Source organism: Marinobacter salsuginis, from assembly GCF_009617755.1.
Classification (GTDB): domain Bacteria; phylum Pseudomonadota; class Gammaproteobacteria; order Pseudomonadales; family Oleiphilaceae; genus Marinobacter; species Marinobacter salsuginis.
On record NZ_BGZH01000002.1, the window covers coordinates 550,064 to 573,120 of the forward strand.

Annotated in this window: 24 protein-coding genes; 12 read left to right on the plus strand and 12 right to left on the minus strand. The window is 59.8% G+C overall.

What is annotated here, in order from left to right; translation table 11 throughout:
* The first annotated feature begins 137 nt into the window (after positions 1-137).
* From GJU83_RS13845 to GJU83_RS13855, 3 genes are read left to right on the plus strand one after another with little or no spacing between them, the layout of a single operon-like run.
* Positions 138-1,154, plus strand: a complete 1,017-nt coding sequence (locus GJU83_RS13845; RefSeq protein ID WP_153634585.1) for a GGDEF domain-containing protein — start codon at positions 138-140, stop codon at positions 1,152-1,154.
* A complete protein-coding gene (locus GJU83_RS13850; RefSeq protein WP_069183967.1) occupies positions 1,151-2,149 on the plus strand; it encodes a GGDEF domain-containing protein in 999 nt (332 codons plus the stop codon). The genes GJU83_RS13845 and GJU83_RS13850 overlap by 4 nt, the downstream gene beginning before the upstream one ends.
* Entirely contained in the window at positions 2,146-3,597 is a 1,452-nt protein-coding gene (locus tag GJU83_RS13855) for a bifunctional DedA family/phosphatase PAP2 family protein (RefSeq protein ID WP_153634586.1), read from the plus strand. The genes GJU83_RS13850 and GJU83_RS13855 overlap by 4 nt, the downstream gene beginning before the upstream one ends.
* 3 nt (positions 3,598-3,600) lie before the next feature.
* Here GJU83_RS13855 and GJU83_RS13860 read toward each other — a convergent pair whose 3' ends face one another.
* Both GJU83_RS13860 and GJU83_RS13865 read right to left on the minus strand, forming a co-directional pair.
* Complete coding sequence (locus tag GJU83_RS13860) at positions 3,601-4,179, minus strand: LON peptidase substrate-binding domain-containing protein (RefSeq protein WP_153634587.1); 579 nt, start codon at positions 4,177-4,179, stop codon at positions 3,601-3,603.
* 49 nt (positions 4,180-4,228) lie between these two features.
* The gene (locus GJU83_RS13865) at positions 4,229-5,485 is read right to left on the minus strand and encodes an HDOD domain-containing protein (RefSeq protein ID WP_153634588.1); all 1,257 of its coding nucleotides are present in this window, start codon (positions 5,483-5,485) and stop codon (positions 4,229-4,231) included.
* Positions 5,486-5,645: 160 nt separating this feature from the next.
* Here GJU83_RS13865 and ilvD point away from each other — a divergent pair, with 160 nt between their 5' ends.
* Positions 5,646-7,481 (plus strand): dihydroxy-acid dehydratase, encoded by a 1,836-nt coding sequence (gene ilvD, locus GJU83_RS13870; RefSeq protein ID WP_153634589.1) that lies wholly within the window; start codon positions 5,646-5,648, stop codon positions 7,479-7,481.
* Positions 7,482-7,555: 74 nt separating this feature from the next.
* On the opposite strand, the gene GJU83_RS13875 is transcribed toward ilvD, so the two are convergent.
* Complete coding sequence (locus GJU83_RS13875) at positions 7,556-7,978, minus strand: peptidoglycan-binding domain-containing protein (protein ID WP_153634590.1); 423 nt, start codon at positions 7,976-7,978, stop codon at positions 7,556-7,558.
* Between the two features lie 122 nt (positions 7,979-8,100).
* Positions 8,101-9,216 (minus strand): AI-2E family transporter, encoded by a 1,116-nt coding sequence (locus tag GJU83_RS13880; protein WP_153634591.1) that lies wholly within the window; start codon positions 9,214-9,216, stop codon positions 8,101-8,103.
* A 127-nt stretch (positions 9,217-9,343) separates the two neighbouring features.
* Here GJU83_RS13880 and GJU83_RS13885 point away from each other — a divergent pair, with 127 nt between their 5' ends.
* The 3 genes from GJU83_RS13885 (at position 9,344) to GJU83_RS13895 (ending at position 11,065) form a co-directional block, all read left to right on the plus strand.
* Positions 9,344-9,694, plus strand: coding sequence for a hypothetical protein (locus GJU83_RS13885; protein ID WP_069183973.1), 351 nt, complete (start codon positions 9,344-9,346; stop codon positions 9,692-9,694).
* A 75-nt stretch (positions 9,695-9,769) separates the two neighbouring features.
* A complete protein-coding gene (locus tag GJU83_RS13890; RefSeq protein WP_069183974.1) occupies positions 9,770-10,018 on the plus strand; it encodes a hypothetical protein in 249 nt (82 codons plus the stop codon).
* A gap of 147 nt (positions 10,019-10,165) precedes the next feature.
* Positions 10,166-11,065, plus strand: a complete 900-nt coding sequence (locus GJU83_RS13895) for a haloalkane dehalogenase (protein ID WP_136629755.1) — start codon at positions 10,166-10,168, stop codon at positions 11,063-11,065.
* Positions 11,066-11,078: 13 nt separating this feature from the next.
* On the opposite strand, the gene GJU83_RS13900 is transcribed toward GJU83_RS13895, so the two are convergent.
* Entirely contained in the window at positions 11,079-11,867 is a 789-nt protein-coding gene (locus tag GJU83_RS13900; RefSeq protein WP_153634592.1) for an acyl-CoA thioesterase, read from the minus strand.
* A gap of 197 nt (positions 11,868-12,064) precedes the next feature.
* Between GJU83_RS13900 and GJU83_RS13905 the strand changes: the two genes are divergently transcribed.
* The gene (locus GJU83_RS13905) at positions 12,065-13,579 is read left to right on the plus strand and encodes a DEAD/DEAH box helicase (RefSeq protein WP_069183977.1); all 1,515 of its coding nucleotides are present in this window, start codon (positions 12,065-12,067) and stop codon (positions 13,577-13,579) included.
* On the opposite strand, the gene GJU83_RS13910 is transcribed toward GJU83_RS13905, so the two are convergent.
* Genes GJU83_RS13910 through GJU83_RS13925 form a run of 4 tightly spaced genes read right to left on the minus strand, consistent with a single transcriptional unit; the run spans position 13,576 to position 16,541 of the window.
* Entirely contained in the window at positions 13,576-14,085 is a 510-nt protein-coding gene (locus tag GJU83_RS13910; RefSeq protein WP_153634593.1) for a dihydrofolate reductase, read from the minus strand. The two genes, GJU83_RS13905 and GJU83_RS13910, sit on opposite strands and share 4 nt — an antisense overlap.
* Positions 14,086-14,108: 23 nt before the next feature.
* Positions 14,109-14,948: a thymidylate synthase gene (locus GJU83_RS13915; protein WP_136629752.1), complete on the minus strand. Its 840-nt coding sequence runs from the start codon at positions 14,946-14,948 to the stop codon at positions 14,109-14,111.
* Entirely contained in the window at positions 14,945-15,733 is a 789-nt protein-coding gene (lgt, locus tag GJU83_RS13920) for a prolipoprotein diacylglyceryl transferase (RefSeq protein ID WP_136629751.1), read from the minus strand. Before lgt ends, GJU83_RS13915 begins: the two co-directional genes overlap by 4 nt.
* A 10-nt stretch (positions 15,734-15,743) precedes the next feature.
* Positions 15,744-16,541: a sulfite exporter TauE/SafE family protein gene (locus GJU83_RS13925; protein WP_153634594.1), complete on the minus strand. Its 798-nt coding sequence runs from the start codon at positions 16,539-16,541 to the stop codon at positions 15,744-15,746.
* Between the two features lie 89 nt (positions 16,542-16,630).
* Between GJU83_RS13925 and GJU83_RS13930 the strand changes: the two genes are divergently transcribed.
* The 4 genes from GJU83_RS13930 to dxs all read left to right on the plus strand — a co-directional run bounded on the left by GJU83_RS13930 (position 16,631) and on the right by dxs (position 20,675).
* Positions 16,631-17,404 (plus strand): NRDE family protein, encoded by a 774-nt coding sequence (locus tag GJU83_RS13930; RefSeq protein ID WP_153634595.1) that lies wholly within the window; start codon positions 16,631-16,633, stop codon positions 17,402-17,404.
* A 55-nt stretch (positions 17,405-17,459) separates the two neighbouring features.
* On the plus strand, positions 17,460-17,714 hold the full coding sequence (locus GJU83_RS13935; RefSeq protein ID WP_069183983.1) for an exodeoxyribonuclease VII small subunit: 255 nt from the start codon (positions 17,460-17,462) through the stop codon (positions 17,712-17,714).
* Positions 17,714-18,610 (plus strand): polyprenyl synthetase family protein, encoded by an 897-nt coding sequence (locus GJU83_RS13940; RefSeq protein ID WP_153634596.1) that lies wholly within the window; start codon positions 17,714-17,716, stop codon positions 18,608-18,610. The genes GJU83_RS13935 and GJU83_RS13940 overlap by 1 nt, the downstream gene beginning before the upstream one ends.
* 133 nt (positions 18,611-18,743) lie before the next feature.
* Positions 18,744-20,675, plus strand: a complete 1,932-nt coding sequence (dxs, locus tag GJU83_RS13945; RefSeq protein WP_153634597.1) for a 1-deoxy-D-xylulose-5-phosphate synthase — start codon at positions 18,744-18,746, stop codon at positions 20,673-20,675.
* A gap of 79 nt (positions 20,676-20,754) precedes the next feature.
* Here dxs and ribA read toward each other — a convergent pair whose 3' ends face one another.
* The 3 genes from ribA to GJU83_RS13960 form a co-directional block, all read right to left on the minus strand.
* A complete protein-coding gene (ribA, locus tag GJU83_RS13950; protein WP_153634598.1) occupies positions 20,755-21,369 on the minus strand; it encodes a GTP cyclohydrolase II in 615 nt (204 codons plus the stop codon).
* 134 nt (positions 21,370-21,503) lie between these two features.
* Positions 21,504-21,986: a cyclic pyranopterin monophosphate synthase MoaC gene (gene moaC, locus GJU83_RS13955; protein ID WP_153634599.1), complete on the minus strand. Its 483-nt coding sequence runs from the start codon at positions 21,984-21,986 to the stop codon at positions 21,504-21,506.
* Between the two features lie 87 nt (positions 21,987-22,073).
* Positions 22,074-23,057: a Nudix family hydrolase gene (locus GJU83_RS13960; protein WP_153634600.1), complete on the minus strand. Its 984-nt coding sequence runs from the start codon at positions 23,055-23,057 to the stop codon at positions 22,074-22,076.

Consider the following 23,057-nt stretch of genomic DNA (forward strand, 5'->3'; position numbering starts at 1 on the left):
TTACCTTTCCCGTTTCAAGTACGCATCCCAAACAGATATTATACCGCTGCGATATGCCATACTCGGAACCTGAAGGAGCTTTTGATCAACTCCCCGGGGTCGTTTTTTTCAGGGAGCTCAGGAAAAGGAAGGACACCATGGCCCAGATGGCCGAAAAATTCCTGTTAAGCAAATTGTCACGGGCAGGTTTCGCGGCCCTGATCGCCATTGCGACGCTTTGTGCCTTGCTGGGAGAGCCCATGGTTGCAGCAGCCGCAGCTGCGGCCTCAGGCATTGTAATCTCTGGCAAAACCTTCCACCCCAGCCGGGTGAATCAGCCCTGGCCCCGAGTCCAGCAGGCCTTTTTTGCCATTCTTCTGCTGATTCTTCTGGCCGGCTTCTGGACCGGCCCCTGGGTGCTTAGCCACTGGCTCTACGCACTTCCACTGGCCGCTTTCGCACTGGTTCCGCCCGCGGCCGCTGTACTGGTGACGCTGCTGATCGCTGTTCTGGCGATGATCGCGACACAATGGGGCGTTGGCCTTGCCGACCGCCACCAAATGATCAGCGCTTTTCTGCTCACCATGCTGCTCTCTGCGCTGCTGGTCTTCCTTCGCGACTACAAAGCCCGGCAACTGGCCCCGTTGCGTCGGACCGATGAACTTACCCAGGCTGCCAGCCGGGAATATCTTTCCGCTGATCTGCACAAGGAAATCCAGCGCAGCGAGCGGGAAGGTACGGACATGTCCGTTATCATGATCGGACTGGACACCCACCTCAGCGACAATGATCCCGACGAAGACATACGCTCGATACTTCCTCGCATTGGTCGCTACCTGCACTCCCAGATCCGTGACTTCGATACCTATTACCGGGTGGCCGATCTTCAGTTTCTGGTGATCCTGCCAGGCATCTCCACCAGCGACGCCATCACCCGTGCCGAGACGATCCGCAAGGGCCTGGCAACACTTCTCGAGTCCCACGGCATGAACCTCACTGTCAGCACCGGGATCGCCGGCCTGAATATCGGTGACGATGCCAACAGCCTTCAGCAAAGCGCAGCGAATGCCCTGCGCCGGGCCCAGCAGCAGGGTGGCAACCGGAGCCAGGCCTACAGTTCATGGTCGCAGCCGGCGCAACCGGGCCAACCTCAGGCACAGGGACCGGCATCATGACAGAGACCCGACTCCGAACCTGGACCCACGCCTTCGGCTATGGCATCGCCTGCCTGTTCATTTTCACCCTGGCCATGCAGAACCTGCGTTACGGCTTCTACGAGCTTTTCTATCTGGCCTCCGGGATGGCGGTCCTGACCCTGGCTGGCGCCATTTACACCATTATCTGTCGCCGGCACCAACTGTCAGCGCCAGGGCACCTTATCATTCTCTCCGGCCTGAACAGCGGCATGCTGGCAGCACTGCTGACCATGGATGCACCCGGCATCAGCCACTGGGCAATGCCCCTGCTCGTACTGAACCTGCTGATCCTGCCGTTGCGACAGGGTGTGGGGCTCTCCCTTTTGCTATTGGTGCCCATGACGATCCTCCTGTTCCTGGAACAGGCGCCGGCTGACGCCATTGCCATTACCGGGGGGCTGTTTATTCTTCTGGCGGTCGCCGCCCTGTACATCTGGCACTACGATCATATGGCACAGTCGGCCGAGGATCTGGCCATCACCGATCCGGTGACCGGCGCCCACAACGCGCGCTTCCTCGATGAAACCCTGCAGAAAGAAATCAGCCGCGCCATAGCCACCGGCCATTGCCTCTCAGTGATCGACCTGAGCATCGATTACGCGGATGAGGTAGCCGACCTCCACGGCAGAGATCAGGTCCAGGGCCTGTTCCGGGATATGACCGAACACCTCTTTGGCGTGATTCGTGCCGGTGACACCCTGTATACCCTGAAAGACTTCGAGTTTTTCCTGATCCTGCCATTTACGCCGGAGGAAGGGGTGAGGGTGATAGCCGAGCGGATTCGCCGGACCATCGCTGAGCACCATTGGCCTGTGGTAGGCAAAGCCACTGTCAGCCTGGGCTGCACCACCCGAGGCAGCGGCGACACCCGAACCGACACACTCCGCAATCGGGCCCACCAGGCCATGGAGGAAGCTCGCAGACGCGGCACGGATTCGGTCTGGTTCAGCCCGGGAGAAACCATCGAAACATGAGCAGTGCCTGGCTGAATGACCTGTCGGCATGGCTGAGCCTGCATCCCGGCTGGCTTGCTACGGCGCTGTTTACGACCGCTTTTATCGAATCCCTTGCCATCGCCGGCATTATTGTCCCGGGTGTTGCCATACTGTTTGCCGTCGCTGTGCTGGCCGGTGAAACCGGGATGCCCTTGCCAGAAGCATTGCTCTGGGCGGGGCTGGGCGCCATTGCGGGCGATACGGCAAGCTTCGGTCTCGGGCGACTGCTGCAGGGTCGACTCACAACGTCCTGGCCACTGAGCCGTTATCCCAAAATTATCAGCACCGGCGAGCGTTTCTTTAACCGTCACGGTGGCAAAAGCGTGATCATCGGCCGCTTTGTCGGGCCGGTACGACCGGTTATTCCTCTCGTGGCCGGGGCCCTGATGATGTCCTGGCGTCGCTTTCTGGCCTTCAACATCGGCTCGGCCATCGCCTGGGCACCGGTTTATATCTTCCCGGGATTTCTCGTGGGCAGTGCCCTGGCTAGCGAGATCAGGCCGCCTGCGCACTTCTATGCGGTGATCGGTATCAGCCTCGCGGCCCTGACCGTGGTCTATTTCGTGCTATTGCGGTTCCAGCTGGGGCTTGGCGAAAGCAGCCGCTTCTACCAATGGCTGAAACAGTGGATGGCACAGTACGACGCCACTCACCGATTCTGGCGCCTGTATACCAATCAGCGCCCGGCCCGGGAAGGTGAATTTCCGCTGGCCTCATTCATGCTCGCACTGGGCGCTTCCGCCCTGCTGTTACTCTGGGGACAACTGGCCACAGCGACTCACCTGCTTGATGGGTTCGACCGGGCGACTCTTCTCTGGTTCGAGCAACTCCGCCAGCCGCTGCTCGATGGTCCCTTCATTGCCATCACGCTGCTTGGTGACGCCCCGGTACTTGTGGCTGCCGGTGCCCTGGCATGCGCAGCAATGATGTTCCGAGGCTACTACGCCGCTGCTGTCCATATTGTGGTGGCCGTCGTTTTAACGGTGGTTCTGGTCTGGGCCCTGAAATCTCTGCTCGGCGTTCCCCGGCCGGAAGAAGTCATGGGGCCACCGAATTCCGGCGCCTTCCCGAGCGGCCATACGGCAGGTATTACCTTGCTGGTTACCCTGCTGGCAAGCTTCGTTGCCGGTGAAAGCCGGCACCGAAAGCGCTGGCACTACTATGTCCTGCTCTCTCTCCCATTGGTTCCTGTGGCTCTAAGCCGGCTTTACCTGGGGGTTCACTGGTTCACTGACGTGATCGGAGGGTTGCTACTGGCGCTGGCTGTCACCGGAGCCGTACGGGCGAGCTACAGCCGGTACGACAAGGTCCCTTTGGCACCGGATATAACCATCGTAGCTGCAGCAGTTGTATGGGCGGTATTTGCAGGCGGGTATATCGTGCTGTCATGGGACGAAGCCGTACTGAATTTCCGTCCGATCGGCTAGAACCTAGCCCTCCTCGAGCGCTTCCAGAAGCTCCTGAAGTCGGCTCAGGCGTTCCAGCGGGTCCTGCAACTCTACCAGTTTCTGCTTTTCCTGTTTGTCCAGAGGCAATAGCTCCGTAAGCCTCCAGCCAACATCCCGGGCATCGCCATAATCAATGTCCATGTTCAGATCGCGGATGACCGGATGCCGGAACAGCGCCTTGAGCACGGAGGGCAGTTCGCTATAGCGCGCCGGCACCTCACTCTCTGACTCTTCCAGCAGGCACTCCACGTCGCCAACATTCAGCCCGTCTTCCTGTTGCCAGCTCCGAACCACCGACACCTTGGATTCACCCTCAACAGTAATCCCCAGAAGGCCGTTATCAAGCTGTTGGAAATCGATAATTCGCACATAGGTGCCAATGTCGTAAAAGGCTGCGGTGCGCCCGGTCTCTCCGCCTTCCTGCAACAGCACCACAACGAACCCGCGATCCTCCTTGAGGCAACGCGTCAGCATGTCGATGTAGCGCGGCTCGAACAGCTGCAATGGAATCCTCCCCCTGGGCAGGACGATGGAATTCAGGGGGAACAAAGGTACATTCATAAGCGCAACAGTCACCGGAAAGCAGACTCCACAGTTTACACAGCCCGCATCATCGGATGGCCAACAATTGCTGAACTTCGTCGACCCGGGCCCTGGCCTCCGTCAGAAGCTGCAAACTGCGGGAGGCATTGAGTTCAAGTTCACCCAGACGCCGATACGCCGGCACCTGATCGAACGGGGGCAGCTCGGCATTCTGGCTGGAACCAATCATCGAATGCAATTGCGCCACGATAACCACATCCACGAGCTGGGGCGTCGTCTCGCGGCATTCATAGCCCCAGTCTTCGGCATGGCGGACCGCTTCCACAAAGGCCGGCGGGAAGGACCAGTTCTCGAGTACAGCAGTGCCCACGTCTGCCCTGAGCTCCCTGATCGCATGGCTCAGGTTGGCCTCATCGGCAAAGAGGTTCACATGGTGTTCAGCCTGGACGAGTATCGGCACCACGCCAATATCGTGGAGCAAGCCCGCCAGCAACGCCTCCTCCGGATTCAGTTTCGTGGCGTGATCCGCCAACACCCAGCACAGGGCTGCCACCTCCCGGGAATGCCGCCAGAGCTTTTCCATCTCTTTCTGAAGTGACGCCTGGCGGGTCTTGAATACCTCCCGCATGGAAAACACCGTCACCAGTTGCCGGGTGGTACGCATGCCAAGGCGAACCACGGCTTCCCGGACGTTCCGGACGTCACTGAACCCTCTGTACAGAGGGCTGTTGCAGGCGCGGACCAGTTTGGCCGCCATAGCCGGGTCCGCTGACACCGCCAGCGCTACCTGATCCGCCGTTGATTCCTCTCGATCGACCGCTCGCCGCACTTTCCACGCCACATCCGGCACACTGGGCAGCTTGACCTGGTTCGACCGCAACTCCGACAGGAACTCCATCAGCAGGTGATGCTCCTCGCTCTCCAGCCCTCCATTACCTTCACCTGAATCCATCTCAACCTGTTCGACAGGCGCCGAACGCAGCAACTGGTTAAGGATGTCCTGCTCGACAACCAGGAATTCAGAGGGTTTGACAGCCGTAACGTCATACATACGGGGTTGGAGCCGGGCAATGGGGTTCTGGGCCTTCTCGGTTTCAGCTTCGATGATTGTTTTCCGGCCATCCACGGATTCAAGTTCGATCTTTCCCGCTACCAGGAAAAAGTCCAGACCATCCCGGACACCCCGCTCCAGAACCCTTTGTCCGGGCCCATGAGTCCGTCGCTCGGCGCGGCTGGCAAGCAGGACCAGTTGATCATCGGTCAGCCGGTTTAATGGCTGAAACTCTTTCAGGCGACGAAGCGGCAGGCTTTCCTGGCCGGCCATAGGCATACTCCTTGTCGGTTCAAACCGGAAAATAAGTTGGCAATTGTGTTAACTATTGTAAACAGCGACTCTGAAAACAACCATGCGCCTCGAGTCTAATCTGGTATCCTCTGTTTTTTTGATCACCGTCATCAGGTAACAACAGAGAGAACAGAACACCATGCCTCAGTATCGTTCGCGGACATCCACCGCAGGTCGCAACATGGCCGGCGCCCGTGCCCTTTGGCGCGCTACCGGTATGAAAGACGGAGATTTCGGCAAACCCATTATCGCGGTTGCCAACTCTTTCACTCAGTTCGTGCCGGGCCATGTGCACCTCAAAGACCTCGGTCAGCTGGTGTGCCGCGAAATCGAGGCAGCCAGGGGTGTTGCCAAGGAATTCAACACCATCGCGGTCGACGACGGCATCGCCATGGGCCACGACGGCATGCTGTACTCCCTGCCATCCCGGGAAATCATTGCGGATTCGGTAGAGTACATGGTGAACGCCCACTGCGCCGACGCTCTCGTCTGTATTTCCAACTGCGACAAGATCACCCCGGGCATGCTGATGGCCGCCATGCGCCTGAACATCCCCACGATTTTCGTCTCCGGCGGACCCATGGAAGCAGGCAAGACCAAACTGTCCGAGCACAAGCTCGATCTGGTGGACGCCATGGTCATTGCTGCAGACCCCAACGCCTCCGACGAACAGGTGGAAGAGTATGAGCGCAGCGCCTGTCCCACCTGTGGCTCCTGTTCCGGCATGTTCACCGCCAACTCCATGAACTGCCTCACCGAAGCCATCGGTCTGGCGCTGCCGGGCAACGGCTCACTCCTGGCCACGCACGCCGACCGGGAACAGCTGTTCCTGAAGGCCGGTCGACAGATTGTGGAGAATGCGCGGCGCTATTACGAGGAAGACGACGCCAGCGTTCTGCCTCTGAGCATTGCCTCAATGGCGGCCTTTGAGAATGCCATGGTTATGGACATCGCCATGGGCGGCTCGACAAACACCATCCTTCACTTGCTGGCGGCCGCCCAGGAAGGCGGCGTTCCGTTCACCCTGAACGAAATCGACCAGCTGTCGCGCAAAGTTCCGCAGCTGTGCAAAGTCGCGCCCAACTCGCCCAAATACCATATGGAAGACGTGCACCGTGCAGGTGGCATCATGGGCATTCTCGGCGAATTGGAACGAGGCGGATTGATCAACACCGATCTTCCGACGGTTCACAGCAAAACCATGAAGGAAGCGTTGGAGACCTGGGACATCATGAGGTCGCCGACCACCGAAGTGGTCGAGTTCTACAGAGCCGGGCCTGCCGGCATTCCCACCCAGACGGCCTTCTCCCAGAGCACCCGTTGGCCAACACTCGATGGCGACCGGGAAACCGGCTGTATACGCTCGGTTGAGCACGCCTACAGCTCCGAGGGCGGCCTGGCGGTGCTTTACGGCAATATTGCCCTTGACGGCTGCGTGGTCAAAACCGCGGGGGTGGACGAAAGCATCTATGTATTCGAAGGCAAGGCCCGGGTATTCGAGAGCCAGGATTCTGCCGTTGCCGGCATTCTCGCAGACGAGATCAAGCCGGGTGAGGTTGTGATCATCCGCTATGAAGGCCCCCGTGGTGGCCCGGGCATGCAGGAAATGCTCTATCCGACCAGCTATCTGAAATCCAAGGGCCTCGGAAAGGATTGCGCACTGCTGACAGACGGACGTTTCTCAGGCGGCACCTCGGGCCTGTCCATCGGCCACGCGTCGCCGGAGGCAGCCGCCGGTGGAGCCATTGGACTGATCGAGAATGGCGATACGATCCGCATCGACATTCCGAACCGTAGCATCAACGTTGAAGTCGACCAGCGCGAGCTCGATCGTCGCCGGGAAGCCCGGGATGCCAAGGGCTGGAAACCGGAACTGCCGCGGGACCGCAAGGTATCTGCAGCCCTGAAAGCCTATGCGCTACTGGCCACAAGTGCCGACAAGGGTGCCGTTCGGGATCTGGAAAAGCTCGACTGAAAATCCTGAACGCTGGCCAGTAAAAAAGCCCGGCGGGGAAACCCGGCGGGCTTTTTCTGTTCAGAAGATTCCGGTTACCAGAGCGACCAGCCGCCGTCGTCATCTTCTTCGATGGCGTCGTCCTGCTCAGGCTCCGGGGCCGAAGTCTCCGCCGCTGCGGAAGACGCTGATTCCTGAGCCGGAGCGCTACTGGTTCCGGTAGACTGTGCTGGCGCCGACGCGGCCACCTGAACCGAAATCATGCCCAGGGCTTCCTTGGTCGGATCGTCCAAAATACCGGTGGCCTGGAGACCGTTATCCTGCTGGAACCGGGTCAACGCAGACCGGGTAGAGTCGTCCATCTGCGGGCTGACATTGGTAATATCGTACCCGGCTCCGTAAAGTGCATTCTTGAGTGCAACGATCTCATCAGCGAAGGCTGCAGGGGCAAAGCCCAGTGTGACCGCCAGTCCGGCCGCGGCGGTCAGGCGTCCCAGTCGGGAAGTTGCTTTTTTCATGGTACTCACCTGCTAACTCCTGATATCTCTTCGATATCCGTTTCTTTCTTGTTATGTGGTGCCTATCTCCACAGGCTGGGGCAAACGGTTAAAAGCCTACCATACTTTTGTCGTATGTCGCCTTACCGGACATCATGTCCCGTTGACCTGTCAGACTCATGCGCCTCATCTTCCACAGTGGCCGACTGGCGGTGGGCCTCTTCGCTGAACTCGCGGATGAAAATCCCCCAGAACGCCATGAACAGGGCTGCCACCAACGGCCCCATCACGAACCCGTTGATGCCGAACATGACGATGCCGCCAAGAGTCGACAGCAGGACAATGTAATCAGGCAGTTTGGTATCGCGACCAACCAGTACCGGGCGCAACAGGTTGTCCGCCAGCCCTATGACCACGACTCCGAAGGCCGTCAGAACCACCGCCTCGATCACGTCTCCAACCGCCGCGAGGTAGATGGCAGCGGGCACCCAGACCAAAGCGGCACCAACCGCCGGCAACAGCGATACGATCGCCATGACCACACCCCAGAGCAGGGCCCCGGAGATCCCGAGGACCCAGAAAATCAGCCCGCCCAGGGCCCCCTGGATGATTGCAATCAGCAGGTTTCCCTTGACCGTCGCCCGGGTTACCTCTGCAAACTTGGCGAACAGCAACCGCTCCCGTTCGTCGCCCAGTGGCAGCGCCCGGATGATCAACTCCACCAGTGCACTACCATCCCGCAGCAGGAAGAACGCCAGATACACCATCAAGGCCAGGCCGAGGAAAAACTGGAAGGTGTTCTGGCCAACGCCCAGGGCCTGCTTGCCAAGGAACTGACTGCCGCCGACAAAAATACTCACCGCCCGGTCCCTCAGCTCGGCAAAGCTGATGTCAAACTGTGCCAGGAACGCCTGAATAGCCGGAAAAGACTGATTGACCCGATCAATGTATTCCCCGGGGCGAATGGCGCCACTCTGGATCTGCTGGTAGAGCGCGACGCCCTCGGCAACCAGAGATGTCACCAGAACCAGAACCGGGATAACCACAATAAACATGCAGATGCACAGGGTAATCAGCGCGTTGATGTTTGGCCGGTCACCCAGTTTACGTACGAGCAGTTGCTGCACCGGGTGAAAAATCAGGGCGATGGCGACCGCCCAGAATATGGGCCCGAAGAAGGGCTTCATCAGAAATACAAAGGCAAGGGAAACGCCGACCAGCAACGCCAGAAAAGTCCGTGTTTCAAGTTTTGCGTACATAATTTTTGCGGTTCCCTGATGTGGTTCTGCATGTTAACGAATGCATTCTACCCTACCACGCTGGCGTGGCCACTGTAGCTCTCTTCGGGTTATAGTGGACGGTTGTTGTTCAACTAATAGACAGGTCATGTTGTTGGAACTGGAAACCTTCACTGTCGAAACAGCCCTGGACGCGGCCACCGAGCTGCGCAAGGTACTGGCCGCCAGAACGCACCGGCGCAAGGTGATGGGCCAGGAAGTCGTGGTGCCCGGTCAGCTCGGCGAAGCCCTGCAGTTGCCACGTATCATCAACCGACTTCAGAGCAAGCAACAGAAGCAGCGGGACCTTGGCCTGGAGGACTTCCAGGAGCTCTGGCCCACACTGTCGCCACAGACACGGGAAAGAGTTCTGGAGGCGATTGGCTGGTATGACCCGAAGGAGCTGGACTGGGATGACAAGCGATCCAACCGTCGGCCACTGGTCGATCCAGACAGTTAAGCCGTATAAATCCGGCAACCCGACTTTGAAATGTCATACTTGGCCCATATGTTGGGCAGTATCAGGAGGATATTTATGACTCAAACACAGCATTACACGGCACTTCTGGCTGAGGGCAGCGCGGTTCCTACCCTGCTGTGCGGCCACTGCCATTCGATTCTCTCCAGGGCCCGGATTTTCAACAATCAGGGTGACCACCAGCAGGACATGGAATGCCGCACCATTGGCCTTTGTTCAGCTGACGATTGCGGTGCAGTCAATTGCTGCGACGAGGCTCTGGCCCGCGTTGACAACCCCGAACGCCTGTTCGGCATCGCGTCCTGATTCAAAGCGGCAACGCTCTGTTACGCAACTCAAACACACAAATTTTCCATCTGCTTTATCCTGATATTCGACGATTGTAGTAGGGCATTCTGATCACCGGATGCCGCCCGGCAATCACGCAACCAATCAGTCAGGACAGTCGATGGCATGCGTATTCTGAGAACCGATGAAGCCCGCTTCGCAGGTCTTCCGGATTACCCTTTTACTCCAAACCATCTCGACGTAGAACCCGGGCTCCGGATGCACTACGTTGACGAGGGCCCGCGAGGCGCGTCGCCGGTACTCATGCTCCACGGCGAACCATCCTGGTCCTACCTTTACCGGCACATGATTCCCCTCGTGGCAAGCGCCGGACATCGGGTACTGGCTCCGGATCTGATCGGCTTTGGCAAATCCGACAAGCCGGCCTCGGTGACCGACTACAGTTATGGCCGCCACCTGGCATGGCTGACCAGTTGGCTGGAACAGCTGGACCTCACCAACATCACCCTGGTTTGCCAGAACTGGGGATCGCTGCTGGGCCTTCGTCTGGCAGCCGAACACCGACAGCGCTTCAGCCGCATCATCGTGGGCAATGGCATGCTGCCAACCGGGGAGGCGCCTGTGCCTGCGGTATTCTCAGTCTGGAAGGCCTTTGCCACACACAGTCCCTGGTTTCCGGTTGGGCGCATTGTGCAGCTGGGAACCGATCGCACGCTGAGCAAGGCTGAACTGGCCGCCTACGAGGCTCCTTTTCCATCGGCGGAGTTCAAGGCCGGAGCCAGGGCGTTTCCGAAGCTGGTGCCAACTGAGCCTGGCACACCGGACAGCGATGCAAACAAGGCCGCCTGGCAGGTGCTTGAACGTTGGAAAAAACCGTTTATCACCTGTTTCAGCAGTGGCGACCCCATTACCCGGGGCGGCGACAGGCATATGCAGCGTCGGATTCCCGGTGCCCATGGCCAACCCCACATCACGCTCCGGGGAGGGCACTTCCTGCAGGAAGATTCACCGGAAGACTTCGCCCGCATTATCATCGATGCCCTGAAATCGGAAATGGCGGCCTGAGCCGCCATTTCCATCACCCGAACACGGTCACCGTCTGGCGACTCAAAGCCACAAGCTCGCCTTTGGCAGTCCAGATACCGGCCTGGGTATGACCGTAACCGGCACCCGCCTGATCGATAGAGACCTTGTACAACAGCCAGTCTCCCGGTTCCATGGCCGGCCTGGGATGGACGATGTCCAAAGCCCAGCTCAGGGAACTGGTTCGTACCCGCTGTTTGACATACGGCAGTACTGCCGGGGGCCAGGCATCAATGAGGGCAACGATATGGGCGTCAGAGAACGACTCCGGAGTTTTCCGGAACTGCATCCAACCGCCCAGTTCCCGACCGCCTTTGCCACTGAACGGCAGGTTTCCGAACGCCCATCGCATCTCAATCTGCTGGATGAATTCCGGTGTCACACCCTCGATATAGTCGAGCCCGTGACATTGATCCATCGGAGGCGCCTCGGGCGCTGGAAGCGCGTCCACCTGTACCTCCGACTCCCGGTCGCCGCCAAAGCTGGCCAGACAGACCAGCCGGGTTTCTCCTGTCTGGACAATGCGCCCCTGCACCTGACTGACCGCTTTTCCCTCACGCAGAATCTCGGCCTCAAATCTGGCCGGCACTTCGGGCTCCACCGGTCCCACGAACGAGACCTGCAATGACCGCATGGCGCGGCCCTCGGCAACAAGCATCTCCATTCTCTCGAACATCAATGCAGCCGTAAGACCACCGAATGTAGCTCTTCCCTGGGACCAACTGCCGGGCATGATCAGTTCCTCGCTGCCACGGGCCGCCTGCAATAATTCGTCAAAGGTCATCTCAAGTTCCTGTTAGCAACCTATCGGGATAATACGAAGCCTGCCCAAGATCGGACGGCAACGCAATAACCGGTCCCCGGCAAGTACCTACAGCGCCTCCGGGGTTTTGCGTATTAAAACATCAACAAAACCGCTATAATGCCCGCACATCATGCATTGCCCGGCAATGCTCTACCTCCCGAATTCCGAGTGAATCAATGTCTGAATTGTCCTTTGCCGAACTGGGGCTTGATCCAGCCGTACTTGAAGCTGTGTCCGCCGTTGGCTACGAAACCCCGTCTCCCATCCAGGCCCAGTCTATTCCCGCGCTGCTTGCCGGCAACCATCTGTTGGGTGTTGCCCAGACAGGTACCGGTAAAACCGCGGCATTTGCACTGCCCCTGCTGAGCCGGATTGACGCCTCTGTTACCGAACCCCAGATTCTGGTGCTGGCACCAACACGGGAACTGGCCATCCAGGTGGCTGAAGCTTTTACCACCTATGCCAGCAAGTTCCGGAATTTCCATGTGCTGCCCATCTACGGCGGCCAGGATTTTTACCCCCAGATCAAGGGCCTCCGCCGGGGTGCCCAGGTCGTTGTGGGTACCCCGGGCCGCATGCTCGACCACCTGCGCAAAGGCACCCTGAAACTGGACGGTCTGAAGGCACTGGTTCTGGATGAAGCCGATGAAATGCTGCGCATGGGCTTTATCGACGACGTGGAAGCGATCCTGGCGAAAACGCCGGAGAACTGCCAACGCGCCCTGTTTTCAGCCACCATGCCGCCGCAAATCAAGAAAGTGGCCCAGACTTACCTGCGCAACGCCACGGAAGTTCGCATTGAAAGCGAAACCCGCACGGTCGAGCGCATCTCCCAGTTTGTTTTGCCGGTCTACGCCGAGCGTAAACTAGACGCCCTGACACGGATTCTCGAAGTGGAGCCGTTTGACGCCTCCATCATCTTCGTGCGCACCAAGGCTGAAACCACGCTGCTGGCCGAGAAACTGTCGGCACGCGGGCACGCGGTGGCACCACTGAACGGCGATTTGAACCAGCGTCAGCGCGAGCAGACCGTTGAAGACCTCAAGCGCAGCAAGAAAGACATTATCGTGGCGACCGACGTGGCGGCCCGCGGTCTGGACGTGCCGCGCATTACCCACGTGATCAACTACGATGTGCCCTACGACACCGAAGCCTACATCCACCGTGTTGGCCGTACCGGCCGCGCCGGTCGGGAAGGCAAGGCCATTCTGCTGGTCACGCCCCGGGAGCGGAGCTGGCTGCGCACGCTGGAACGTGCCACCAACTCCCCTATGCAGGCCTATGAGCTGCCGTCACCGGTTGAACTGAAGAAAATGCGCGAGCAGCAGTTTGAAACCCAGCTACTGGCGTTCGCTGAAGACAAGAAGCTGGCCAAGACCATGGCCCTGCTGGACGAGATCGCCGAGCGCAACGAGATGGATATGGCCATGGTGGCGGGTGCCCTGGCCTGCTGGATGGAAGCGGCCCAACCCGGTTCCCTGCCTCTGGAGCAGCCCGAGGCACTGCCGGTGGTCTCCGCCACGCCTCCGCCGCGTCGCGACCGCAAGGGTGGCCGCCCGGGCGATAACCGCAAAGGCCCGAAAGGCGGATTCAAGAAAGGACCGAAGGGACGCGGCGGCCCGGGGCCCAAAGGCAAGTCTCCCGGTAAGGGCGGCAAGCCCGCTGGCAAGCGCCCACCTCGCCAGGCTTAAGCCTGGCGCTGATAGACCACGAAGCTGTAGTCGTAAGGGTTGTTATCGGACGCGGAGAAATCCTCCCGTCCGATTTCTTCCCACTCATCCCAGTTCACTTCCGGAAAAAACGCATCGCCGTCAACCTCAGCGTGCACCTGGGTGATGTACATCCGATCAATCATCGGCAATGCCTCGGCGTAGATCTGCCCGCCACCGATGATCATCACCTCGTCGCCACCCTCAAGCTCGGCCTGGGCTTCAGCTTTCACCAGCGCCTCGGGCAATGACTTGGCGGCGACCGTTCCGGTTGGTGCTTCCCAGGTTTCGTTCCTGGAAATCACCACGTTCATCCTGCCCGGTAACGGTCGACCGATGGAGTCCCAGGTTTTCCGCCCCATGATTATGGGCTTACCCATGGTGGCCTGTTTGAAATAACGGAGATCACCCGGCAAATACCAGGGCAATTTGTTGTTCCGGCCGATGACCCGGTTGCGGGACATGGCGACAATCAGTGCTTTTCTCATGGACTCGCCTGTTTGAAATTGAATCAGATGGCAATCGGCGCCTTGATGCCCGGATGCGGGTCATACCCCGCAAACTCGAAGTCCTCCAGCTCGTACTCGAAGATGCTCTCGGGCTTGCGTTTGATCACCAGCGTCGGCAAGCCCCGCGGCTCGCGCTTGAGCTGCTCAAAGACGATGTCATCGGTCAGATGGTTCTGGTACAGGTGACAGTCACCAAAGGTATGGACGAACTCCCCCACTTCCAGATCGCACTGTTGAGCGATCATGTGCGTCAGCAAGGCATAGGAAGCGATATTGAACGGCACCCCCAGGAACAGGTCAGCGCTGCGCTGGTAGAGCTGGCAGGACAGCTTTCCGTCGGCCACATAGAACTGAAACAGGCAGTGGCAAGGCGCCAGGGCCATGCGGCCCTCACGAACGTTATCCTGCGGGCCAATGGATTCATCCGGGAGCTCTGCCGGGTTCCAGGCAGAGACAATCAGGCGGCGGGAATTGGGCTTGGTGCGGATCTGTTCGATCACTTCGCTGATCTGGTCGACCACCTCACCATTCGGGCACTGCCAGCTACGCCACTGCTTGCCGTAAATGGGCCCGAGGTCACCATTCTCCAATGCCCACTCGTTCCAGATGGAGACCTTCCGCTCCTGCAGCCAGGTGTTGTCGGTGGAGCCCCGGAGAAACCAGAGCAATTCATAAATAATGCTGCGCAGGTGGACCTTCTTGGTGGTCACCAGGGGAAAGCCTTCCTGCAGGTTGAAACGGATCTGGCGGCCGAACACCGACCGGGTGCCGACACCGGTACGGTCTCCCTTGTCGAATCCGTTATCAACAACGTCTTGCATCAGGTCGAGATAGGCTTTCATCGGGCTTGTCTCCGGTAGGCAATAAACATCAGGGCGGCGCCGGCAACGATCATCGGAAAGGACAGTACCTGCCCCATGGTGAGCCAGTCAAAAGCAAGGTAACCCAGTTGCGGATCCGGCTGGCGCACGAACTCCACCAGGAACCGGAATACGCCGTAGCAGACCAGGAAAAGACCGGAAACAGCCATAGTCGGCCGCTGCCGGGATGAGAACCACCAAAGAATCACGAACAGGGCGACTCCCTCCAGGGCAAACTGGTACAGCTGCGACGGGTGCCGGGCGAGCGAGTCCGGCGCCGTGCGAAATACCATGCCCCAGGCAACATCCGTAGGCTTGCCCCACAGCTCGCCGTTGATGAAGTTTCCGATACGCCCTGCGCCAAGACCCAGGGGTACCAGCGGCGCTACAAAATCTGCCATGCGCCAGAAACCACTACCCACCTTGCGGCCATACCACCACATGGCAAGCATCACGCCCAGCAGACCGCCGTGGAAGGACATGCCGCCTTCCCAGACACGGAGTAGCCACAGCGGGTCAGCCAGGAAGGCATCAAAGTTGTAGAACAGGACATAGCCGAAACGCCCGCCCAGGATCACCCCGAGGGCCAGGTAAAACAGCAGATCGCCCATCTGCTCTTCGTTGATGGGCGACCAGGGTTTGCGGGTGCGAAGCCGCCCAAGCCACCAGCCGGCCACGAAACCAAACAGATAGGTCAGACCGTACCAGTGGATCTTGAGGGGGCCGATGGCGATGGCCACCGGATCAATCTGGGGATGCTGCAGCATCAACTACCTCTCAGCTCAGGAGAAAACGAAGCCCCACCAGCAGGAGCATGATGGAGAAAGTGCGCTTGAGAATCCGGGCATTCAGTCGATGGGCCAGATTGGCACCCACCCGGGCAAAGAAAACGCTGGTGAGAATGATACCGATCAGGGCCGGCAGATAAATGAATCCGGCACTCAGCTCCGGCAATGCGGGGTTGCTCCATCCGGTCCAGATGTTACCCAGGGCACCGGCGATGGCAATCGGCAGGCCACAGGCCGCCGATGTTCCCACCGCTTGCTGCATCCGCACGTTGCACCAACTCAGATACGGAACCGTTAGGGTTCCACCACCGATTCCGAAAATCGCGGAGGCCCAGCCGATACCGCCGCCGGCAGCGCCCAGACCGACGACGCCCGGGACATCGCGACCGGGTTTGGGGTCGACCTGGAAAAACATCTTGAGACCCACCAGGATCACGAAAATACCGATCACCAGTTCCAGGGCGCGCCCGCTCAACAGGGATGCTGTCCAGGCGCCAACCAGAGCCCCGGCCACGATTCCCACGGTCATGGGTCGGAACAGGTCCCAGCGCACGGCCCCATGCTTGTTATGGGATCGGATAGAGCTGACCGAAGTGAAAACGATGGTTGCCAGCGAGGTACCAACGGCCAGATGGGGAATAATGTCCGGATTGATTCCCTGCAGTCCAAAACTGAACATCAGCACAGGCACGATGATCAGCCCGCCACCAATGCCGAACAGGCCCGCTACGGTGCCCGCCAGGGCGCCAAGGGCAAGATACGATGCGATTACATAAATCAGGGTCATAGTTTGAGGCACACCCGGGAAAACCAAGGCTGGTATGATACACAGCGCAAGAGTCAACTTCATTAACTCCGGGAGCGCTATCCGCCACCATGTGCCTGATCGCCTTTGCCCTTGGCCAGAACCCTCATTTTCCGCTGGTAGTCGCGGCCAATCGGGATGAATTCTTCCGTCGCCCGACGGCCGCCATGAACTGGTGGACCACGGACTCCGGCACCCGGGTACTTGCCGGCCGCGACCTGCTTTCCGGGGGCACCTGGCTTGCGATAAATGCCAAAGGCGAGGTCAGTGCTGTGACCAACGTTCGCGAAGGCACACCGGAAACCGGTCGAATCAGCCGGGGCGAACTGCCTTTGCGGGCTCTGACCGAGTCGCGGGAGCAGCTTGAGGGCTATCTGCTCGATAAGGCCGACCAGTTTTCCGGCTTCAACCTAGTGCGCCTTACCACTGAAAACGGCTGGTATTTCAGTAATCGGGATGCACACCCCGGTCGGCATGTCCACCGTGGGGTCTATGGCCTGAGCAACCACCTCCTGCAGACACCCTGGCCCAAGCTTCTGCGTTTGCGCGAGTCTGCAGGCGAGATCATTGGCGCCGCCGGCCAGAACGCGGAAAAGCTGCACAACGACCTGATTCCTCTGCTTCAGGACAGCACGCCGGCACCGGACCATCTGCTGCCCGACACCGGTGTTGGACTGGGGACCGAGCGTTTCCTGTCATCGCCCTTTATCGTCGGGACCGATTATGGCACCCGGGCAACCACCGTGGTGACCGTCTCTGCAGGGGGCGAAATCCAGGTGACCGAACAGAGCTGGGGCCCGGACGCCGAACCCGGTGAACGACGTCACTTCCATTGGCAGCGATAGCGATCAGGCTCTGGTATAATCCGCGAAATTCTGCCACCCGATCGGAGGGCCCCTGATGGCCGGTGAACAAGGCGCCACATCGATAGCCGATTTTGAGAAATCTCTGGATGAGCTGGAAAGGCTGGTTCGCGATCTGGAACAGGGCGAGCTGTCTCTGGAACAGTCCCTCACGGCGTTTGAGCGAGGTGTAAAGCTGACCCGTGAATGCCAGCAGGCGCTGAAGAGCGCCGAGCAACGGGTTGAACAGCTGGTCCAGAACAGCGACGGCACCCTCGAAACCCGCCCGTTTTCTCCGGATGATGCTGACTGATGCCCGGACCAAACCCGCTTGCCTCTGATTTTCTGGAAACCTGCCGGGCCCGCGTCGATGCGGAACTGGACCGTTGCATCACCCGTGATTCCGCCTCCGGCCGATTGCAGGAAGCCATGCGCTACAGCGTACTGGGCGGCGGCAAGCGGATCCGGCCAGCCCTTTGCCTTGCCGCGGCAAAGGCACTTGGACAGACCGGCGACGAGGCCCTGATCCCGGCCTGCGCGGTGGAATTGATCCATGCCTATTCACTGATCCACGATGACCTGCCGGCCATGGATGATGACGAATTGCGCCGCGGACGGCCCACCACCCACATAGCCTTCGACGAAGCCACAGCCATCCTGGCCGGAGATGCCCTGCAGGCGCTGGCATTCGGCTGGCTGGCCGAAGCTCCGGGACTGCCAGAATCCGTGCGCCTGATTATGGTGCGGGAATTGGCCCGGGCCAGCGGCCACGGTGGAATGGTTGGTGGCCAGGCCATCGATCTTGAATCCGTTGGCAAAACCCTGGCACTGGCCCAGCTCGAAACCATGCACCGGCACAAGACTGGCGCCCTGATCGAGACCAGCGTGCGGATTGGCGCCCTGACCGCACCCTCTGTCAGCGAACAGGCTCTGGCCTCCTTGACAGAGTACGCCAAGGCATTGGGCCTGGCCTTCCAGGTTCAGGATGACCTGCTGGACATAGAAGGCGACACAACGGTCATTGGCAAGCCCCAGGGTTCGGACGCGGCCCGAGCCAAGCCCACCTACCCCGCTCTATTGGGCGTGGCCGGCGCCCGGGAGCATCTGGCAGATCTGCTTGAACAGGCCCAGCGAAGCCTGAAGGATTTCGGCGCCGAAGCCGACCCCCTCCGGGCCATGGCCGATTACGTGGTGGCAAGAACCCATTGAACCCCGGCGCCCCGAAGGCGCACACTGGCCGTAAATATTTTCGTAACAACTGGCCCGCTTTGTGTGAAACAGCTTCCCCTGTTCCCTTATAATGCCAGTCAGTTACTGAACGTACCGGAAAAGACCCGAGCAGATGCAGGACACTTATATTTTCAAGGAAATCCCGTCGCAGCGGCCCAACACGCCTCTGTTGGACCGGATTGATGAACCGGCCCAGCTGAGAGAGCTGGCCCCGGAGCAGTTGACCCTGCTCGCCCGGGAGCTCAGGGCATTTCTGTTATGGTCAGTGGGCCAGACCGGCGGCCATTTCGGCGCGGGCCTCGGCGTGCTTGAGCTTACCGTTGCCCTTCACTACGTCTTTGATACGCCCAGCGACCGTCTGGTCTGGGACGTCGGCCATCAGGCCTATCCCCACAAGATTCTGACTGGCCGGAAGGAATCAATGGGCAGCATCCGGCGCAAGGGCGGGCTGGCCGGCTTCCCGAAACGGGCCGAAAGCGAATACGACACCTTTGGCGTTGGCCACTCGAGCACTTCCATCAGCGCAGCACTGGGCATGGCCATCGCCGCGCGCCTGCAAAAGTCCGGCCGCAAGAGTATTGCCGTTATTGGTGACGGCGCCATGACCGCCGGTATGGCGTTCGAGGCCCTGAATCACGCCGGTCACCTGCACGCCGACATGCTGGTTATTCTCAACGACAACGACATGTCGATCTCCCGGAATGTGGGGGGCCTGTCCAATTACTTTGCCAAACTGTTGTCCAGTCGCACCTACAACCAGGTCCGCGACAGCAGCAAGAAAGTTTTGCAGGGAGCGCCACACCTGATGGCGCTGGCCAAGAAGACCGAGGAGCACTTCAAGGGCATGATTGCCCCGGGAACACTGTTCGAGGAACTGGGGTTCAACTACATCGGCCCTATCGACGGTCATGACCTGCCCCTGCTGGTGGAGACCCTGGAGAACATCCGCGAACTTGAAGGCCCGCAGTTCCTCCACGTGGTAACCACCAAGGGCAAAGGCTTTGCGCCTGCCGAGGCCGACCCGATTGGCTACCACGCCATCAACAAGATTGAACCGGTGCCACCGAGCAAGCCCGAACCGGTCAAGCCGACACCGAAGAAGCCCAAGTATGCCAACGTGTTCGGCCAGTGGCTCTGCGACTCCGCCGAGCAGGATGAGCGCGTGGTCGGCATCACCCCTGCCATGTGCGAAGGGTCGGATCTGCTGGCATTCTCACAGCGCTTCCCGGAACGCTATTTCGATGTCGCCATTGCCGAGCAGCACGCCGTCACTTTAGCCGCGGGCCTGGCCTGCGATGGCGCCAAGCCGGTTGTCGCCATTTACTCGACGTTCCTGCAGCGGGCTTACGACCAGTTGATCCACGATGTCGCCATACAGAACCTCGATGTCCTGTTCGCTATAGATCGGGCAGGGCTGGTCGGAGAAGACGGCCCGACCCATGCCGGCGCCTTTGATATCAGCTACCTGCGCTGCGTGCCCAACATGGTGGTGATGACACCGTCAGATGAAAACGAAACCCGCCAGATGCTCCAGACCGGCATGCTGTATGAGGGGCCGGCGTCAGTGCGCTATCCCCGCGGTACCGGGCCCGGCGCCGAAATACAGCAGGAATTGACCCCTCTGGAGATTGGCAAGGGCCGCAAGCTTCGCAGCGGCAGAGGAGTTGCCATCCTGAACTTTGGCACCCTGCTGGCCCCGGCGCTGGAGGCGGCGGAGGCAATTGGTGCAACAGTTGCCGACATGCGCTTCGTAAAGCCCCTCGATGAAGAACTGGTTCTGGAACTGGCCGAGCAGCATGAACTGCTGGTGACGCTGGAAGAGAACGCCATTGCCGGTGGCGCGGGCAGCGCTGTAACCGAGTTTCTGAACAGCCGGCTGGTGTCCATGCCGATTCTTCAACTGGGCCTGCCGGACACCTTTATGGACCATGGCAAGCATGGAGAACTGCTGGCCGAATGCGGTCTGGATGCAACCGGCATTGAATCTTCCATTCGCACGCGGATGGAAACCCTCCGCCACCAGAGCCTGAAAGTCGTCAAATAAACGAGCAAGTTGCCCTAAAAACGCAAAAAGCCCGCGAAACTCGCGGGCTTTTTCGTCAGCAGATCAGTAGCGGGTCGAGTCACACCTCGGGATCATCGTCCTGGTGTGTCTCCAACCAGTGCCCCAACTTGCTCTGCTTGGTATCGAGATAGTGTTCATTGTGGGGGTTTCTGCCCACATGCAGAGGCACTCTCTCGGCAATAGCAATACCGTAGGAAGATAACGCCTTCACCTTGCGGGGATTGTTGGTCATCAGCCGCAGGCTCTTGATACCCAGGTGCTGCAGCATGTCCTTGCACATGCTGTAATCGCGCAGATCCGCCGCAAACCCCAGGCGCTCATTGGCTTCAACTGTGTCAGCACCCTGATCCTGCAGGTGGTAGGCGCGGATTTTGTTCAGCAACCCGATGCCCCGCCCTTCCTGACGAAGATACATCAGAATACCCCGACCTTCCCGGGCGATGCTGCGCAGAGCCTCTTCCAGCTGATAACCGCAATCACAACGCATGCTGTAGAGGGCATCGCCAGTCAGACACTCGGAATGGGTGCGGGCAAGCATGGGTTCGTCACTGTCCAGGTCGCCCAGAGTCAGGGCAACGTGTTCCTTTCCGGTGTCCGGTTCTTCAAAGCCGTGCATATCAAACACCCCGAACGGGGTCGGCAACCGGCAGGTCTGGATGTAACGAACAGCCACAGTGTTTCCTCGTGGTTCAGTCAATCGGGCCGCGCATTCTAGCACGGGCCCGCCCGCTTGGCGTAGTCTCGGCACTGTCGCTCCTCCGGAGTGGTTCTGATAACCAGCTTTTACGAGCGCAGCGGTTCGCCAGATCAGGCGTTATCGGCGACCCAGTGGCCACTCCGGCCGCCTTTCTTCTCCAACAGACGCACCGAACCGATCTCCATGCCACGGTCTACGGCCTTGCACATGTCGTAAAGCGTCAGTGCTGTAACACTTGCTGCTGTCAGCGCCTCCATTTCGACACCGGTCTGACCGGACAGTTTGCAGCGGGTGAGAATATGCACAGATGCCCCATCGCTGCCCGGGTTCAGTTCGACTTTCACGGAGGTCAGGTTCAGTGCGTGACACAGGGGAATCAGGTCATGGGTTTTCTTGGCCGCCATGATGCCGGCAATTCGGGCAACGGCCAGCACATCACCCTTGGGGTGCTCACCCTCAATAATCATATTCAGGGTTTCCGGCGCCATGCGTATGGTGGCTTCAGCGCGCGCCTCCCGCTCAGTGGCCGCCTTGTCGGTTACGTCCACCATGCGGGCTTCGCCCTTGTCATCGAGATGGGTCAGTTTGCTCACGGAATCCCCCGGAATCGGTTGTGCAAGATAGTGAAAAATGCAGGAACGACAGCATAACAGAGATGGGCCCGGCGTCGCTGACAAGCGTCAGTTCCGGGGCCACCAGAAGCCGATGCCGGCTATTCCCTGGCCGCCACATTGACGGGCTGCCTGAATATCGCCGGACGACAGCCCGCCAAGCGCAAAGACCGGCAGCGCAGCTTCCGACACCAGCTCGGCAAAGGCCCGCCAACCGAGGGTGGGCGCACCCGGGTGACTTTCCGTGGGCTGGACAGGCCCCAGGGTCACGTAGTCCGCGCCAATAGCCTCTGCATGATCGATTTCCTGCCGGCTATGACAGGAAACTCCCAACCACACCTCTTGCGGAACCGGCCGGGCCGAGAGCGCCGCAGCCTCGCGCCAGGGCAAATGCAGCCCCCGGGCACCGGGGATCGCACGGAATATCTCGGGACCACCGTGAACCATGAGGGCGACTCCGGCCCGGTCACAAACCGACACCGCTTCCTCAGCCAGCTGCCGGTACGCCCGCTCGCTCAAGGCCGGGGCCCGGAGCACCACCAGGGGCGGCCTCGCAACTTCAAGCCCCATCTCAAGGCGTTTAACCGTCGGCTCCAGGTCACCGGTTTCGCCAGTGATCGCAAGCTGCCGGGGTAACCGCAGAGCACGAATGATTGGCCGGTTGGCGGCCGGGAAATCCTCGTCCCGTAGCTGATCCGGGGTGAGCCATTCAACGGGTTGCCCCTCGCACCCTGTTGCTTCGCCTTCCGCCGCCCTGGTTTCCCATACGTCCAGAAAAACTCGCTTGTCACCGTAGTCGTGGCGAATTCCGATGACCGGCTCCAGGGAATCCTCAGGCACACGAAGACCGGTTTCTTCGGCAATCTCACGCACCAGTGCAGCCTGGACACTCTCCCCCGGCTCAACCTTGCCGCCGGGAAACTCCAGCAAACCGCCCTGGTGGACATGGTCTGGCCGCCGCGCAATCAGCACCCGTCCATCCCGGACAATAACCGCAACGGCAACGTGAACTTCTTTCACCCCGGCTTCCGACGCAGACGCAGAGTCAGACAT

What these genes read in the sequence shown, in the direction of transcription:
- GJU83_RS13850 (WP_069183967.1), top strand. Translation starts at nt 1,151, where the DNA reads ATGACAGAGACCCGACTCCGAACCTGGACCCACGCCTTCGGCTATGGC.
- GJU83_RS13930 (WP_153634595.1), top strand. Translation starts at nt 16,631, where the DNA reads ATGTGCCTGATCGCCTTTGCCCTTGGCCAGAACCCTCATTTTCCGCTG.
- GJU83_RS13890 (WP_069183974.1), top strand. Translation starts at nt 9,770, where the DNA reads ATGACTCAAACACAGCATTACACGGCACTTCTGGCTGAGGGCAGCGCG.
- GJU83_RS13935 (WP_069183983.1), top strand. Translation starts at nt 17,460, where the DNA reads ATGGCCGGTGAACAAGGCGCCACATCGATAGCCGATTTTGAGAAATCT.
- GJU83_RS13880 (WP_153634591.1), bottom strand. Translation starts at nt 9,216, where the DNA reads ATGTACGCAAAACTTGAAACACGGACTTTTCTGGCGTTGCTGGTCGGC.
- ilvD (WP_153634589.1), top strand. Translation starts at nt 5,646, where the DNA reads ATGCCTCAGTATCGTTCGCGGACATCCACCGCAGGTCGCAACATGGCC.
- GJU83_RS13885 (WP_069183973.1), top strand. Translation starts at nt 9,344, where the DNA reads ATGTTGTTGGAACTGGAAACCTTCACTGTCGAAACAGCCCTGGACGCG.
- GJU83_RS13845 (WP_153634585.1), top strand. Translation starts at nt 138, where the DNA reads ATGGCCCAGATGGCCGAAAAATTCCTGTTAAGCAAATTGTCACGGGCA.
- GJU83_RS13905 (WP_069183977.1), top strand. Translation starts at nt 12,065, where the DNA reads ATGTCTGAATTGTCCTTTGCCGAACTGGGGCTTGATCCAGCCGTACTT.
- GJU83_RS13860 (WP_153634587.1), bottom strand. Translation starts at nt 4,179, where the DNA reads ATGAATGTACCTTTGTTCCCCCTGAATTCCATCGTCCTGCCCAGGGGG.
- GJU83_RS13925 (WP_153634594.1), bottom strand. Translation starts at nt 16,541, where the DNA reads ATGACCCTGATTTATGTAATCGCATCGTATCTTGCCCTTGGCGCCCTG.
- GJU83_RS13960 (WP_153634600.1), bottom strand. Translation starts at nt 23,057, where the DNA reads ATGTCTGACTCTGCGTCTGCGTCGGAAGCCGGGGTGAAAGAAGTTCAC.
- GJU83_RS13895 (WP_136629755.1), top strand. Translation starts at nt 10,166, where the DNA reads ATGCGTATTCTGAGAACCGATGAAGCCCGCTTCGCAGGTCTTCCGGAT.
- GJU83_RS13875 (WP_153634590.1), bottom strand. Translation starts at nt 7,978, where the DNA reads ATGAAAAAAGCAACTTCCCGACTGGGACGCCTGACCGCCGCGGCCGGA.
- GJU83_RS13900 (WP_153634592.1), bottom strand. Translation starts at nt 11,867, where the DNA reads ATGACCTTTGACGAATTATTGCAGGCGGCCCGTGGCAGCGAGGAACTG.
- GJU83_RS13865 (WP_153634588.1), bottom strand. Translation starts at nt 5,485, where the DNA reads ATGGCCGGCCAGGAAAGCCTGCCGCTTCGTCGCCTGAAAGAGTTTCAG.
- GJU83_RS13910 (WP_153634593.1), bottom strand. Translation starts at nt 14,085, where the DNA reads ATGAGAAAAGCACTGATTGTCGCCATGTCCCGCAACCGGGTCATCGGC.
- GJU83_RS13855 (WP_153634586.1), top strand. Translation starts at nt 2,146, where the DNA reads ATGAGCAGTGCCTGGCTGAATGACCTGTCGGCATGGCTGAGCCTGCAT.
- dxs (WP_153634597.1), top strand. Translation starts at nt 18,744, where the DNA reads ATGCAGGACACTTATATTTTCAAGGAAATCCCGTCGCAGCGGCCCAAC.
- GJU83_RS13915 (WP_136629752.1), bottom strand. Translation starts at nt 14,948, where the DNA reads ATGAAAGCCTATCTCGACCTGATGCAAGACGTTGTTGATAACGGATTC.
- lgt (WP_136629751.1), bottom strand. Translation starts at nt 15,733, where the DNA reads ATGCTGCAGCATCCCCAGATTGATCCGGTGGCCATCGCCATCGGCCCC.
- GJU83_RS13940 (WP_153634596.1), top strand. Translation starts at nt 17,714, where the DNA reads ATGCCCGGACCAAACCCGCTTGCCTCTGATTTTCTGGAAACCTGCCGG.